General features: G+C 74.9%; 12 protein-coding genes. 7 read left to right on the plus strand and 5 right to left on the minus strand.

What is annotated here, in order from left to right; genetic code table 11:
* The first annotated feature begins 21 nt into the window (after positions 1-21).
* The 7 genes from Sru01_RS16315 to Sru01_RS16345 all read left to right on the plus strand — a co-directional run bounded on the left by Sru01_RS16315 (position 22) and on the right by Sru01_RS16345 (position 7,696).
* Positions 22-564 carry a methylated-DNA--[protein]-cysteine S-methyltransferase gene (locus tag Sru01_RS16315; protein ID WP_239137481.1) on the plus strand — a complete coding sequence of 181 codons (543 nt, stop codon included), beginning with the start codon at positions 22-24 and terminating at the stop codon, positions 562-564.
* On the plus strand, positions 564-1,487 hold the full coding sequence (miaA, locus tag Sru01_RS16320) for a tRNA (adenosine(37)-N6)-dimethylallyltransferase MiaA (RefSeq protein ID WP_203985545.1): 924 nt from the start codon (positions 564-566) through the stop codon (positions 1,485-1,487). The genes Sru01_RS16315 and miaA overlap by 1 nt, the downstream gene beginning before the upstream one ends.
* A gap of 1 nt (position 1,488) precedes the next feature.
* Entirely contained in the window at positions 1,489-2,340 is an 852-nt protein-coding gene (gene dapF, locus Sru01_RS16325; protein ID WP_203985549.1) for a diaminopimelate epimerase, read from the plus strand.
* Between the two features lie 103 nt (positions 2,341-2,443).
* Positions 2,444-4,732 carry a tetratricopeptide repeat protein gene (locus Sru01_RS16330; RefSeq protein ID WP_203985551.1) on the plus strand — a complete coding sequence of 763 codons (2,289 nt, stop codon included), beginning with the start codon at positions 2,444-2,446 and terminating at the stop codon, positions 4,730-4,732.
* 283 nt (positions 4,733-5,015) lie between these two features.
* Positions 5,016-5,762, plus strand: coding sequence for an HNH endonuclease family protein (locus Sru01_RS16335; RefSeq protein WP_239137482.1), 747 nt, complete (start codon positions 5,016-5,018; stop codon positions 5,760-5,762).
* Positions 5,763-5,861: 99 nt separating this feature from the next.
* Positions 5,862-6,803, plus strand: coding sequence for an SPFH domain-containing protein (locus Sru01_RS16340; protein ID WP_203985554.1), 942 nt, complete (start codon positions 5,862-5,864; stop codon positions 6,801-6,803).
* Positions 6,804-6,922: 119 nt separating this feature from the next.
* Complete coding sequence (locus Sru01_RS16345) at positions 6,923-7,696, plus strand: VOC family protein (protein ID WP_203985557.1); 774 nt, start codon at positions 6,923-6,925, stop codon at positions 7,694-7,696.
* A gap of 36 nt (positions 7,697-7,732) precedes the next feature.
* On the opposite strand, the gene Sru01_RS16350 is transcribed toward Sru01_RS16345, so the two are convergent.
* Genes Sru01_RS16350 through aceB form a run of 5 tightly spaced genes read right to left on the minus strand, consistent with a single transcriptional unit; the run spans position 7,733 to position 14,064 of the window.
* Positions 7,733-8,497, minus strand: coding sequence for an IclR family transcriptional regulator (locus Sru01_RS16350; protein WP_203985560.1), 765 nt, complete (start codon positions 8,495-8,497; stop codon positions 7,733-7,735).
* Complete coding sequence (locus Sru01_RS16355) at positions 8,494-9,780, minus strand: (Fe-S)-binding protein (protein WP_203985563.1); 1,287 nt, start codon at positions 9,778-9,780, stop codon at positions 8,494-8,496. Before Sru01_RS16355 ends, Sru01_RS16350 begins: the two co-directional genes overlap by 4 nt.
* Positions 9,765-11,030, minus strand: a complete 1,266-nt coding sequence (locus tag Sru01_RS16360; protein ID WP_203985566.1) for an FAD-binding oxidoreductase — start codon at positions 11,028-11,030, stop codon at positions 9,765-9,767. The genes Sru01_RS16355 and Sru01_RS16360 overlap by 16 nt, the downstream gene beginning before the upstream one ends.
* Entirely contained in the window at positions 11,030-12,478 is a 1,449-nt protein-coding gene (locus tag Sru01_RS16365) for an FAD-linked oxidase C-terminal domain-containing protein (RefSeq protein WP_203985570.1), read from the minus strand. Before Sru01_RS16365 ends, Sru01_RS16360 begins: the two co-directional genes overlap by 1 nt.
* Positions 12,475-14,064 carry a malate synthase A gene (aceB, locus tag Sru01_RS16370; protein ID WP_203985574.1) on the minus strand — a complete coding sequence of 530 codons (1,590 nt, stop codon included), beginning with the start codon at positions 14,062-14,064 and terminating at the stop codon, positions 12,475-12,477. The genes Sru01_RS16365 and aceB overlap by 4 nt, the downstream gene beginning before the upstream one ends.
* Positions 14,065-14,243 lie beyond the last annotated feature (179 nt).

The following is a 14,243-nucleotide window of genomic DNA, read 5'->3' on the forward strand; positions in this document are numbered from 1 at the left end:
CCGCCGACGATGATCGCGCGAATGGAAATGATCGGAATGCTGGACGTCGCCTTCGGCAGCGTTCCCACCCCGGTCGGGGACGTGCTGGTCGCCGTCACCGGCCAGGGGGTGGTCGCCACCTCGTTCGGGGACGGACCGGCGGTGCGGCGGCGCGTGCTGGACCGCCTCGGCGCGCTGGAGGCCGACGACCCCGGCCGGGCCCGCGCCGCGCGCGAGGAGATGGCCGCCTACTTCGCCGGGCGGCTGCGGCGCTTCACCGTCCCGCTCGACTGGCGGCTGACCTCGCCGCTGCAGCGCCGGGTCCTCGGCACCCTGCACGAGACCGTCCCCTACGGCCGGGTGACGACGTACGGCGGGCTGGCGGACCGCAGCGGGGCGGGGGTGCCCGCCCGGGCCATCGGCTCGATCATGGGCGGCAACCCGATCCCGATCATCGTGCCCTGCCACCGGGTCGTCGCCGGATCCGGCCTCGGCGGGTTCAGCGGCGGCGAGGGCGTCGAGTCCAAGCGCTGGCTGCTCACCCTGGAGGGGTACCTGCCGCCGACCCTCGACTGGACGCTGTGATGGGCGGCCCGGCGCGGCCCCGGGTGCTCGCCGTGGTGGGGGCGACCGCGGCAGGCAAGTCCGACCTGGCGGTGGAGCTGGCGCTGCGCCTGGGCGGGGAGGCGCTGAACACCGACTCGATGCAGCTCTACCGCGGCATGGACATCGGCACCGCCAAACTGACCCTCGCCGAGCGGCGCGGCGTCCCGCACCACCTGCTGGACGTCTGGCCGGTCACCGAGACGGCGAGCGTCGCCGCCTACCAGCGCCTGGCCCGGCCGCTGATCGACGGCCTGCTGGCGGCCGGCACGGCGCCGGTGCTGGTCGGCGGGTCCGGGCTGTACGTCCGCGCCGCGCTGGACGACCTGGAGTTCCCCGGCACCGACCCGGAGATCCGCGCCCGGCTGGAGGCGGAGCTGGCCGCCCGCGGCCCGGAGGAGATGCACCGGCGGCTGAAAGAGCTGGATCCGGTGGCGGCCGAGGCGGTGCTGGCGAGCAACGGCCGCCGCGTCGTGCGCGCGCTGGAGGTGATCGAGCTGACCGGGCGGCCGTTCTCGGCAACGATGCCCTCCTACGACGCCGTCTACGACAGCGTGCAGATCGGCGTGGCGGTGCCCCGGCCGGAGCTGGACGAGCGCATCGCGCTGCGGGTGGACCGGATGTGGGCGGCCGGGTTCGTCGAGGAGGTGCGGCGGCTGGCCGGCGAGGGGCTGGCGGACGGTCGCACGGCGAGCCGGGCCCTCGGCTACGCGCAGGTGCTGCGCTTCCTGGCCGGCGAGTGGGCCGAGGAGCAGGCCCGCGAGGAGACGGTGCGGGCCACCCGGCGGTTCGCCCGGCGCCAGGAGTCGTGGTTCCGCCGTGACCCCCGGGTGCGCTGGCTCCCGTACGACGCGCCGGACCTGGTGGATCAAGCCCTGGCGACGGCCGGGCGTAGACTTGGCTGATATGCGCTTCGTCAAGGGTCACGGCACCGAGAACGACTTCGTCATCCTTCCGGACCGCGACGGCGGCCTGGAGCTGTCGGCCGCCGTCGTGGCGGCGCTGTGCGACCGGCGGGCCGGCATCGGCGCCGACGGCGTGCTGCGCGTGGTGCCCGCCAAGCTGAGCGCGGAGGCCGTCGCGATCGTCGACCGGGCCGGCGAGGCGGGCGGGCCGCCGCCGCGCGGCGCCGACTGGTTCATGGACTACCGCAACGCCGACGGCGGCCTGGCCGAGATGTGCGGCAACGGGCTGCGCGTCTTCGCGCGCTACCTGGTGGACGCCGGCCTGGCCGAGCCCGGCGAGTTCGACGTGGTCACCCGGGGCGGGCTGCGCCGGGTCCGGCTGGAGGCCACCGGTGACGTCACGGTCGACATGGGCCGCCCCGTGGTGGGCGGCGAGAGCTGGGCGAGCGTCGGGGGCACCGAGTACGACGGCCTGGTGGTCAGCATGGGCAACCCGCACCTGGCGTGCGTGACCGGCGAGCCGGTGGCCCGCCTCGACCTCACCGCGCAGCCCGGTTTCGACCCGGCCGTCTTCCCGCACGGGGTCAACGTCGAGCTGGTCAACGCGGTCGGCGCGCGCCGGGCCGTCATGCGGGTGTACGAGCGCGGCTCGGGGGAGACCCGCTCCTGCGGCACCGGCGCGGTGGCCGCCGCGGTGGCGGTCGCCGCCGTGGCCGGCGAGCGCACCGGCACCTGGACGGTGGAGGTGCCCGGCGGCCTGCTCACCGTGGAACTGGACGAGCACACCAGCCGGCTCACCGGCCCGGCCGTCCTGGTCGCCGCGGGCGAGGTGCCGCCGGTCGCGCTGGTCTGACCCTGCCGGGCGCCGGCCCGCGGCGCGCGGTGGGTGTCCGTTTCCCGGCACGGCGCCCGCGCGTGTTTGGGGGAGCGTCCGCGAGCTGGCAGACTGACCTGCCATGGACGTGGACATCTGGGCGTGGGTGGCGGACACCCAGCGGCAACTGCACGAGGCTGGGAACACCGGGCTGGCGATCGCGCTGGGTGACCTGCCGGCGCAGGCCCTGGAGGGCCGGTACCCGCAGCTCGACGTGATGGCCCCCGCGGTCGCCCAGCAGGCCGAGGCGCTGGAGCTTCCCTGGCTGGAGTTCTTCGCGCGTTACTGGCACCTGATCGGCCGGGTGGGCGACCGGGCCCAGGGGGAGGTGGCGCTCGCCGACGCCGTGGCCCTGGTGGAGTTCACCCGGCGCGCCGACGTGCGGGACTGCCCCTCGGTCGTCGCCGCCACCGAGGCGCTGGCCCAGTGCCAGGCGAACATCGACGGTCCCGGGTACGCCGCCGAGCGGCTGTCGGCCCTCGGCGCCGCGCTGGACGGCCTGCCGCCCTCCTCGCCGGCGTTCTGTGCCCTGGCCGCCCAGTACGTCGCGGCGCTGGCCGACGCCGGCGACCACGCCCAGGCCGTGGCCTACCAGGAGTCGGCCGCCGCCCGCCGCCGGGAGGCCCAGGCGCAGGTGAGCTGGGAGCTCGCCGCCGCGGGCGTGCGCGCGCTGCTCGGCGCCGGCCGGCCGCAGGAGGCGCTGGCCGCGCTGGAGGCCGCCGGCGAGTTCCCGGCGGACGACCCGGTGGCCAAGGACCGCCGGGCGGGCGTGCTGCACGCGCTGGTGCTGGCCCGCCTGGGCCGGTCCGCCGAGGCGCTGGAGACGCTGCCCGACCTCGACGTCGTGGGAGACCACCCGCGCGACTGGCCGGAGTGGGCCACCGCGGTCCGCGCGCTGGACGGCGTCATCAGCAACACCTGGCAGCTCGGCCGGGTGCTGCGCCAGTGGATGGCCTACTACGAGGCGATGGGCGTGCACCGGCACCGGGTGGAGCTGGCGCTGGCCGCCGGCGAGCTGGCGGTGGCCCGGCAGGGCCTGTGGCAGGCCCGCGCGCTCGCCGACCTGGCCGCGACGTGGCTGCCGGCCCTGCGCGCCGCCGACGGGCTGGGCGAGCGGGTGGCCGCGCTGCGCGCCGCCGCCGACGCCGCCACCCCGCTGCCGGCGCCCGGCCCGCAGGACGAGCTGGTCGCCTACTTCGACGCCGCCGACGGCCACAACGCCGACCCCGAGCGGTGGGTCGGCTGGCTGTGGCCGCTGTCGGGCACCGACCTGCCGGCCACCCGCCGCCACACCACGACCCTGGGCTTCCTCGGCTACGCCCCCATCGGCGCCGACATCCTGTGGAAGACCGTGGTGGAGGACGGCGACCCGGCCACCGCCGAGGAGGAGGACGTCGCCTACCTCACCGGTGTGCTGCTGGAGGCCGGCCAGGACGAGAAGGTGGAGCGGTTCGCCGCCATGCTGCCCGCGCCGGCCGGCCACCTGGCACTGGCACGGCTGCACCGCCACCGCGAGCGCTGGGCGGAGAGCGCGGCCGAGGCGGAGCTGTCTCTAGAGGCCGGTGCCGAGGGCACCGTCGGGCTGGAGGCGCGGCGGCTGCTGGCCGGCGCGGTCCAGCAGCTCGGCGACAACGCCAAGGGCGCCGGCATCCTGCGGGAGCTGGTCGAGTCCGGCGCGGGCGAGGAGGAGGACGTCTGGCGGATGGTCGTCATGGCGACCGCCGCCGAGGACTGGCCGCTGGTCCGGCTGGGCGCCGCCCGGCTCGGCATGCAGCTGGACTCCGCCGAGGGCCCGATCGAGGAGGAGTGGCACCTGGTCCGGGTCGTCCTGCCGGTCTCCGACGGCAGCCGGCGCGAGGTGCTGTCGGTGCGTACCGGCCCGGCCACCGCCCGGCTGCTCATCCCGCAGCCCAAGGGCATGGACTACAACGCCGGTGACATCGTGGTCATCGACCCGCGCCCGCTGGAGCCGGTCCCGGAGAGCGAGGAGGAGCGCGAGAGCTTCGTCATCCCGTTCGCCGGGGTGTCGCTGCTGCGGCCGGGCGGCTACACCAGCTGGTTCTTCGACGGCGCCGCGCCGACCGAGGACGACTGGACCGAGTTCAACGAGGTGCTGGCCGAGCGCGGCTGGCCGATGTGGGTCTACAGCGACGAGACCTACTCGATCACCCACCCGGCCGGCGGTGAGCGGCTGCAGGGCGTCTACGGCTGGATCGCCGTGCCGCCCGGCGTGGAGCCGGTCGAGCTGGACGCGGTGCTGGACGACGCCACCGAGCGGTGGAGCCACCCGCTGGCCTGGCTCGACCTGGCCAGGGCGGCCGGCATCGAGGTGGAGCGGCACGAGCGGATCACCAAGGAGTACGGCCTCTGAGCCGATAGCGGGACGCCGATAGCGGGACGCGGCCGCGCCGGCCGGTGACGACACCGGCCGGCGCGGCTTTTGCGTGCTTTCTTGCCGGTCACCGCCGCCTGCCAAGGGTGGTTTCCGGCTGCCCGGCCGCCGGTTCGCCGGTAATGGTGTTCCGGCTTTTCCGTCATCTCTGGAAACGGCTGTAATTGGCGACTTCTTGGGTATTAGCGTGCCAAGTCATTGCTATTCGTTTACCTGGGGGTGGCTGGTGCGGCGGCGGAGATCACGGGCGATCGTGGCCGGGATGACGGTGATCGCATTGCTGGCCGGGTGCGGCCCGCTGGACGCCGGGGGCGTGGACGCCGGCGGTGACCGCGGGTCGGGCTCGGGCAGCGGCGGCGGGGACGGCGGCGGTAAGGGAACCGGGGTCAGCCCGCTGGACAACCCCAAGGGCACCGAGCGGGGCCTGGGCGCGGTCCGGTCGGACAAGGACCGGGCGGCGGCCGTCAAGCTGATCGGCAAGGTGGCCACCAAGGGCCGTGGCGCCAAGACCGGCTACGACCGGGACGAGTTCGGTTACGCCTGGGCGGACAACACCGACGACGTGCCCATGGCGCGCAACGGCTGTGACACTCGCAACGACGTGCTGGCCCGGGACGGCGAGGACCTCAAGTACCGCTCGGGGTCGAAGTGCGTGCTGGTCTCGATGACCCTGCACGACCCCTACACCGGCAAGACCATCGAGTGGAGCAAGTCGGACGCGGCGGAGGTGCAGATCGACCACGTCATGCCGCTGTCCTACGACTGGCAGATGGGCGCCTCGCGGTGGACCAAGAGCGAGCGGATGCGGATCGCGAACGACCCGCTGAACCTCCTGCCGGTGGACGGCTCGGCCAACTCCTCCAAGGGCGACTCCGGCCCGGCGACCTGGCTGCCGCCGGCCCGGGGGATCCGCTGCGCCTACGCGGTGCGCTTCGCGCAGGTCGCCCTCAAGTACGACCTGCCGGTGACCGCCCCGGACAAGGAGGCCATGCTGGCCCAGTGCGCCTGAGCGCCGGCCGTCCACCGGCGGCGTCGCCCCGCCCGATCCCTGGATTGCTCTACTATCTGCCTTCGGTAAAGACCACACCAGGGAACGGGCGGGATGGGCATGCCTAAGTCGAATGACGGCCAGGGACGGGGGACGGGGCGCAGGCTGCTGCTGCGCGGCGTGCTGCTCACCGTCATCGCCATCGTGGTGCTCGGGTTCGTCGCGAGCGGCTGCAGCAAGGTCAGCACCGCGCCGGACGAGGTGCGGCTGCACTACGCGGGCGGCGCGTTCGAGGCGATCAAGTTCGAGAAGTGCATCAACCCGTCCAGCGGGGCGACCTATCTCGGGCCGGGCGACTCCTCCTACTCCTATCCCTTCGGGCAGCGCACCTTCGACTTCTCCGGCTCCGACGACGCCGAGTCCGGTCCGATCAGCATCGTGTCCAAGGACAACGTGCAGCTCAAGGTGGCCGGTTCGGCGACGTTCACCCTGAACACCTCCTGCGAGACGCTGCGCCGGTTCCACGAGCGGATCGGGCTGAAGTACGTCGCCTACTTCGACGGGAGCGAGTCCTCCTCCGGCTGGCGGCGCATGCTGAACTTCTACTTCAAGCAGCCGCTCGACCGGGCCATGGACGCGGCCTCCCAGGAGTTCGAGTGGAAGAAGCTGTTCAACGACCCCAACGCCAAGCAGCAGTGGGAGCAGCGGGTCGGCGTGCTGGCGCGGCAGTTCATCAAGGAGACCGCCGGCGCCGACTACTTCTGCCAGCCCAACTACGGCGGCTCCGGCGAGTGCGGCGACGTGGTGCTCACCATCCAGAAGCCCGAGCCGCCGCAGAGCCTGATCGACGCGCTGGCCGCCGAGCAGGCCGCCAAGCAGCAGAACCTGGCGCAGGCGCAGATCAACACCAAGGTGAAGACCGAACTGGAGTCGATCCGGGACCTGGTGAAGGTGCTCGGCCCGCAGGGCGCGATCCTGTGGAAGGCGGTGCAGGACGGCCGGATCGACGTGGTGCCGGTGCCGGCCGACGGTTCGGTGAACATCACCCCGCGGGCCCGCTGATCCGGGTGGCCGGGCCGGGCCAACGGAAATTGTTGGCAATGTGCGGAGATAGTGCAATGCGGGTGAGCTTTGAGGGGAAATATGTTATATAGGCGATTTGTCGGGGTTGGGGGGCGGCGATGGCGGAGCGTGCGCATTATCCGGACGGCGCCCCCTGCTGGCCCGAGCTGACCACCAACGACCTGGCCGGCGCCACCCGGTTCTACCAGCGCGTCTTCGACTGGTCGTGCGAGGATCTCGGCCGCCACCTGTGGCACTACACCTTGTGCCGGATCGGCGAGGCGCCGGTCGCCGCGCTGACCCCGCCGGCGGTCGGCATGGAAGGGGTGGCGCCGGCCTGGACCACCTACCTGGCCACCTCCGACATCGAGGCCTCGGTCGTCCGGGTCGAGGCCAACGGCGGCAAGCTGGTCGTGCTGCCCACCGCCCTGCCGGGTTACGCGCGGTTCGCGCTGGCCGCCGACCCGGACGGGGCGCCGTTCGGGTTGTGGCAGGCGGCCGGCCATGCCGGCGCCGCGCTGGTGGGCGAGCCGGGTGCGATGTGCTGGGCGGAGGTGCACTCCCGTAACCCGATGGCCGCCGACGGCTTCTACGAGGCGCTGTTCGGCTACGAGCGCGAGCAGCAGGGCGACGGGGTCGACTTCGACTACGTGCTGATGAAGATCAGGGGTACGGCGGTCTGCGGGCGGCTGCGCATGCCCTACGAGGCGGCCGGCGAGGTGCCGCACTGGCTGGTGCACTTCACCGTGGCCGACTGCGAGGAGACCACCGCCCGGGTGGTGCGGGCCGGCGGCGAGGTCCTGATCAGCCCGTTCGAGATGCGCGAGACGCTGGTGGCCTACGCGGCCGACCCGTCCGGCGCCCGGTTCGCCGTCTGCCAGGGCGGCGGCTGACGGCGCCGCGGCCGGCCCGCCCGGCGGCCGGCCGGGTCAGGGCACCGGCGCGGGCCGGCCGGGGCGCAACGCCGGCCCCACCTCCGCGCCGAAGTCGTCGGCCACCGCGAGCATGCCCAGGGCCAGCTCCGCGCGGTCCAGCGCGTCGATCCGCCCGGCCGGCCCGGAGACCGACATGGCGGCGACCACCCGGTCCCCGTCGCGGACCGGGACGGCCAGGCAGTGCACGCCCGGTTCCTCCTCGCCGAGGTCGGCCGCGTACCCGCGGGCGCGCACCAGGTCCAGTTCGGCCAGCATCTCCGGGGCCGAGACCACCGTGTGCGGGGTGCGGCGCGGCAGGCCGGTGCGCGCCAGCACCTCGGCCGCGTCCGGGCGCGCGGCCAGCAGCACCTTGCCCACCGCGGTGCTGTGCGGCAGCACCCGCCGGCCCACCTCGGCGAACATCCGCAGCCGGCGGGAGGACGCCGCCTGGGCGATGTAGACCACGAAGTTGCCCTCCATCACCGCCAGGTTCGCCGTCTCGCCGGACAGCGCCACCAGCTTCTCGAGGTAGGGCCGGGCCCAGGTGCCGACCAGCCGCTCGGCGGCACCGCCCAGCCGGACCAGCGTGCTGCCGAGTGCGTAGCGGCGGTCGGACTCCTGCCGGACGTACCCGCGGTCGAGCAGCGCCCGCAGCAGCCGGTGGATGGTGCCGTACGGCAGCCCGGTGCGGGCCGCGATCTGCGACAGGCTCGCCGCCCCGCCGTGCTCGGCCAGCGCCTCCAGCACGTCCAGTGCCCGGTCGACGCTCTGGACGCTCATGATCGTCTCTCCTCCTCCGCGGCGCCCGGCCCCGGCCTCCCGAGCGCGGCGGGGGACAGGCCGCGCAGCGAGGCGTCGAGCACCTCGGCGGTGTGGGCGACGCGGATGTCCCGGCCGCCCCGGCGCACCGCCGAGGCTATCTGCATCGTGCAGCCCGGGTTGGCCGAGACGAGCAGATCGGCGCCGGCCGACAGCACGTTCGCCGCCTTGCGGTCGCCGAGCTCGCGCGCCGCGGCCGGCTGGAACAGGTTGTAGGTGCCGGCCGAGCCGCAGCACATGGCCGCGTCCGGCACCTCGCGCAACCGCAGCCCCGGGATGGCCGCCAGCGACTCCCGCGGCTGGGCGCGCACCCCCTGGGCGTGGGCCAGATGGCAGGCGTCGTGGTAGGCGACGGTGATCGGCAGCGGGTGACGCTCGGCCACCGGGCCCAGCTCGGCCAGGTACTCGGCCAGGTCGGCGAAGCGCAGCCGCCGGGCCCGGGCCGACCACTCGGGGTCGGCGGCCAGCAGCTCGGCGTACTCCTTGGCGGTCGCCCCGCAGCCGGCCGCGTTCACCACGACGGTGTCCACCCCGGCCCGCTCGAACGCGGCGATCGTCCGGCGGGCGAACCGGGCCGCCTCCGCCGTCCGGCCGCCGTGCGCCGACAGCGCGCCGCAGCAGCCCTGGCCGGCCGGCACCACCACCTCGCACCCCTCCATGGCCAGCACCCGTACGGTGGCCGCGTTGACCGCGGGGAAGAACTCGCGCTGCACGCAGCCGGTCAGCACCCCGACCACCGCCCGGCGCTCACCGCGCGCCGGCACCCGGGCGGGCAGCCGGATCGGCCGGGGGAGCGGCGGCGCCAGCTCGGCGAGCGCGCCGAGCCGCGGCGGCAGGCGGTCCAGCAGCGGCCGCAGCCACGGGCGGGCGGCGGTGGCCGCGCGCAGCGGCAGCCGCAGCGCGCGCAGCCGCCGGGGGTACGGGAACAGGCCGAAGACCAGCGCACGGAACGCCCGCTCGGCCGCCGGGCGCCGGTGCGCCCGCTCCACCTCCGCCCGCGCCGACTCGATGAGCCGGTCGTAGCGCACCCCGGACGGGCAGGCCGGCACGCAGGCCAGGCAGCCGAGGCAGGCGTCGAAGTGGCCCGCCATCTCCGGCGTCAGCGGAGTGCCCTCGACATGCTGCTTCATCAGATGGATGCGCCCGCGCGGCGAGTCCATCTCCTCGGCCCACAGCGCGTAGGTGGGGCAGGCCGGCAGGCAGAAGCCGCAGTGCACGCAGTCGTCGATCAGCTCGGGGTCCATGGTCCTCCCGTCGTGCCACCGGCCGCCGGGAGCAGCCGGCCCGGCGCCATCCGCCCCTCGGGGTCGAAACGGTCCTTGACCCGCCGCATCAGCGCCGCGGCGCCGACCGGCCCGAGCATGTCCAGGCCGGCCGCCGCCGCCGGGGGCGCGGCCACCACCGGCAGCCGGCCGCCGAGCGGTGCCACCGCGGCCCTGGCCGCGGCGACGAACGCCGCGGCGGCCGCGGGCGGGACGTCCCCGGGCAGCGCCAGGTACAGCACCGCGACGCACGCCGACCCGCGGACGGCGACCGGCAGGTCCCCGGCCGCGGCCCCTATCGCCGCCAGCGCCGGCCGGACGGCGGCGGGCGGGACGCGCAGCTCCAGCAGGTGGCCGCCGTCCGGCGGCCGGCCCCACCAGGCCGGGGCCCGCGTCCCGATCGCCGCGCGCGGCCCGAGCGCCCGGCGCAGGACCTCGGCGCGCTCGGCGGCGGCGACCCCCTCCACCAGCACCGCCAGCGTCGCCGGGCCGCTGAGATCCGGCAGCTCCAGCTCGACGGCGCTCGGCTCGGCGGGGGAGGCGGCGACGGCGGCCAGGCCGGGGAGCGCGGCCGGGTCCGGGACGGTCACCGTGACGAACGCCCGCCCGGCGGGCAGCGGGTGCAGCCGGAACGTCGCCTCGGCGATCACGCCGAGCGTGCCGTGCGACCCGGTGAACAGCTTGCCCAGGTCGTAGCCGGCGACGTTCTTGACGACCTTGCCGCCGGACCGGGCCACCGTGCCGTCGGCGAGCACCACCGTGACGCCGATCAGCAGGTCGCGGGCGGTGCCGTAGCGCAGGCGGCGCGGGCCGGCGAGCCCGCCGGCCAGCGTCCCGCCGACGGTCGCCCCCGGCACCGGTACGTCCAGGGCCAGCTCCTGCCCGGCGCCGGCCAGCGTCGCGGCGAGGGCCGCCATCGGGACGCCGGCCTGCGTCCGGGCCACCAGGTCGCCGGCGGCGTGCTCCAGCACCCGGTCCAGCCGGCCGGTGTCCAGCAGCAGGTCGCAGCGCTCCGGCGGCGGCCCCCAGTGCAGGGTGGCGCGGCCCCCGGCGGGCAGCACGGCCAGGTCGCGCGCGGCGGCGGCCCGCAGCACGGCGGCCACCTCGGTGGTGGAGCCGGGCAGCGCCACCCATCGCGGGACGACTCCGGCGACGGCGTCGGCGGGCCCGCCGGCCCGCACGGGCACCCCGTCCACCGTGAACTCCCCCTCGCGTGAGGCGGGCGCGGCCATCAGAACAGCTCCGCCTCGCCCGAGGCCACCAGCGGGTGCGGCGCCCGGCGCACGCCGGGGACCTCGCCGCACAGCCGGGGGGTGGGGAAGATCTTGCCGGGATTGGCCAGGCCGGCCGGGTCGAACGCGCAGCGCAGCAGCTGCATGGTGTCCAGGTCGGCCGCGCCGAACATCTTCGGCATGTGCCGCGCCTTGTCGACGCCGACCCCGTGCTCCCCGGTGATGGACCCGCCATGCGCCAGGCACAGGTCGAGGATCTCCGCCGACACCGCCTCGGCGCGCGCGCCCGCGCCCGGTTCGCCGTCGTCGAACAGCACCAGCGGGTGCAGGTTGCCGTCGCCGGCGTGGAAGACGTTGGCCACCCGGACGCCGTACCGCGCCGACAGCGCCTCGATGCCGGCCAGCACCTCCGGCAGCGCGGTGCGCGGCACCACGCCGTCCTGGACGAGGTAGGCGGGGCTGATCCGCCCGACCGCGGCGAAGGCCGCCCGGCGGCCGCGCCAGATCGCCGCCCGCAGCGCCGGATCCTCGGCGACCCGCAGCTCGAAGGCGTCGCTCTCCCGGCACAGCGCGACCACCCGCTCGTGTTCGGCGACCACCTGGGCGGCCGGGCCGTCCAGCTCAACGATGAGCACCGCGCCCGCGCCGGCCGGGTAGCCGCAGCGCACCGCCGCCTCGGCCGCCTCGATCGCCAGGGCGTCCATCATCTCGATCGCCGCCGGGACGATGCCGGCGGCGATGACCGCCGACACCGCCCGCCCGCCGGACTCGACGTCGGGGAAGGCGGCCAGCAGCGTGGTCACCGCCTCCGGTTCCGGGGTCAGCCGCACGATGATCTTCGTGGCGATGCCGAGGGTGCCCTCCGAGCCGATGAAGGCGCCGAGCAGGTCGTAGCCGGGGTCCATCGTGTCCAGCCAGACGATCTCCCCCTCGGGGGTCACCAGCTCGACCGCCAGGACGTGGTTGACCGTGAAGCCGTACTTCAGGCAGTGCGCGCCGCCGGAGTTCTCCGCGACGTTGCCGCCGATGGTGCAGACCTGCCGGCTGGAGGGGTCGGGAGCGTAGTAGAGGCCGTACGGCGCGGCGGCCTCGGTGATCGCCAGGTTGGTCACCCCCGGCTCCACCACCGCCCGGCGGTTCTCCGGCTCCACCGACAGGACGCGGCGCAGCCGCGAGGTCACCACCAGCACCCCGTCCGCCCGGGGCAGCGCCCCGCCGGACAGGCCGGTGCCGGCGCCGCGGGCGACGAACGGGACGCCGGCCCGGTGGCAGGCCCGGACCACCGCGGCGACCTGCTCGGCGGTCTCCGGCAGCACCACGACCGCCGGGGTGGCCCGGTGGTAGGTCAGGCCGTCGCACTCGTAGGTGCGCAGCCGCACCGGGTCGGTGATCAGCCCGTCCGGCCCGGTGATCGCGGCCAGCCGGTCGGCGAGCCCGGCCGCGATCACGGCATGCGGGCGTAGGCGGGCAGGGTGAGGAACTCGGCGAAGTCGTCATCCAGCGCGACCTCGGCGAACAGCTCGGCGGCCTGCGTGTACCGCGCCCGGTCGAATTCGGGCTCCCGGCCGATGCCGTCCAGCTCCTCGGCGATCACCCGCTCGACCAGCTCCTTGGTGACGGTCCGGCCGCTGTCGGCCAGCTCGATGCCGTTGTGCACCCACTGCCAGATCTGCGACCGGGAGATCTCCGCGGTGGCGGCGTCCTCCATCAGGTTGTGGATGCCGACCGCGCCGCTGCCGCCCATCCAGGCGGCCAGGTAGCGCAGCGCCACCTCCACGTTGTTGCGCAGCCCGGCCTCGGTGATGTCGCCCGGCGTCTTGGCGACGGCGAGCAGGTCGGCCGCCGAGACCGACACGTCCTCGCGCAGCCGGTCCAGCTGGTTAGGCCGGTCGCCGAGCACCGCGCCGAACACCTCGGCGCAGACGGGCACCAGGTCGGGGTGGGCCACCCAGGAGCCGTCGAAGCCGTCGCCGGACTCCCGCGTCTTGTCGGCCCGCACCTTCTCCAGGGCGACCTTGTTGACCTCGGCGTCGCGGCGGGAGGGGATGAACGCCGCCATCCCCCCGATGGCGTGCGCGCCGCGCCGGTGGCAGGTGCGGACCAGCAGCTCGGTGTAGGCGCGCATGAAGGGCGCGGTCATGGTGACCGCGTTGCGCTCGGGGAGCAGGAACTCCCGGCCCCGGGTGCGGAACTTCTTGATCACGCTGAACAGGTAGTCCCAGCGGCCGGCGTTCAGCCCGGCCGAATGGTCGCGCAGCTCGTAGAGGATCTCGTCCATCTCGAACGCGGCCGGATAGGTCTCGATGAGGACGGTCGCCCGGATCGTGCCCCGGGGGATGCCGAGCAGCTCCTGGGCCCGGACGAACACGTCGTTCCACAGCCGGGCCTCCAGGTGCGACTCCAGCTTCGGCAGGTAGTAGTAGGGGCCGCGGCCCTTGTCCAGCTGCCGGCGGGCGCAGTGGAAGAAGTACAGCGCGAAGTCGAAGAGCGACGCCGAGCACGGGGCGCCGTCCACCAGCAGGTGCTTCTCGGTCAGGTGCCAGCCGCGCGGGCGGACCACGATGGTGGGCAGCTCCTCGTCCGGCCGCAGCGCGTAGGTCTTGCCGCCGGCGGTGAAGTCGATCGTGCGGTCCAGCGCGTCGCGGAGGTTCAGCTGGCCGGCCACGACGTTCTCCCACAGCGGGGAGTTGGCGTCCTCGAAGTCGGCGAGCCAGACCTTGGCCCCGGAGTTCAGCGCGTTGATCGTCATCTTCCGGTCGACCGGTCCGGTGATCTCCACCCGCCGATCGGCCAGGCCGGGGGCCGGCTCGGCGACCCGCCAGGTGTCATCCTCGCGGATCGCCCTGGTCTCGGGCAGGAAGTCGAGGGTGCCGCCCGCGGACAGCTCGGCCTGCCGCGCCTGCCGGGCGTCCAGCAGTTCGCGCCGCCGGCCGTCGAACTCCCGCTGCAGGGTGGCCACGAAGTCGAGCGCCTCGCCGGTCAGGATCTCGCCGAACCGGTCCGGTAGGGGACCGGTGATCTCAACGCCCGCCATGGCCGTCCTCTCCACGAATTCACCAAGAGCTTTCCACGATACGGAAAAGTCCTTCTGGATTATGGAATCGACGCTACTCGACGGCCGGGCCGGCGGTCAACGCCGGGCGCCGTCTGCGGGACGGGTAAGGGACCGGTCGGGGAAGTCCCCGATGGGCGGCCGGGCACCGGCGGGACCAT

Source organism: Sphaerisporangium rufum (assembly GCF_016863395.1).
Taxonomy (GTDB): domain Bacteria; phylum Actinomycetota; class Actinomycetes; order Streptosporangiales; family Streptosporangiaceae; genus Sphaerisporangium; species Sphaerisporangium rufum.

Coding starts and splice junctions, on each gene's coding strand:
- Sru01_RS16355 (WP_203985563.1), bottom strand. CDS start 9,780: ATGGACCCCGAGCTGATCGACGACTGCGTGCACTGCGGCTTCTGCCTG.
- Sru01_RS16345 (WP_203985557.1), top strand. CDS start 6,923: ATGGCGGAGCGTGCGCATTATCCGGACGGCGCCCCCTGCTGGCCCGAG.
- Sru01_RS16315 (WP_239137481.1), top strand. CDS start 22: ATGGAAATGATCGGAATGCTGGACGTCGCCTTCGGCAGCGTTCCCACC.
- Sru01_RS16350 (WP_203985560.1), bottom strand. CDS start 8,497: ATGAGCGTCCAGAGCGTCGACCGGGCACTGGACGTGCTGGAGGCGCTG.
- Sru01_RS16335 (WP_239137482.1), top strand. CDS start 5,016: ATGACGGTGATCGCATTGCTGGCCGGGTGCGGCCCGCTGGACGCCGGG.
- Sru01_RS16330 (WP_203985551.1), top strand. CDS start 2,444: ATGGACGTGGACATCTGGGCGTGGGTGGCGGACACCCAGCGGCAACTG.
- miaA (WP_203985545.1), top strand. CDS start 564: ATGGGCGGCCCGGCGCGGCCCCGGGTGCTCGCCGTGGTGGGGGCGACC.
- Sru01_RS16340 (WP_203985554.1), top strand. CDS start 5,862: ATGCCTAAGTCGAATGACGGCCAGGGACGGGGGACGGGGCGCAGGCTG.
- Sru01_RS16360 (WP_203985566.1), bottom strand. CDS start 11,030: ATGGCCGCGCCCGCCTCACGCGAGGGGGAGTTCACGGTGGACGGGGTG.
- dapF (WP_203985549.1), top strand. CDS start 1,489: ATGCGCTTCGTCAAGGGTCACGGCACCGAGAACGACTTCGTCATCCTT.
- aceB (WP_203985574.1), bottom strand. CDS start 14,064: ATGGCGGGCGTTGAGATCACCGGTCCCCTACCGGACCGGTTCGGCGAG.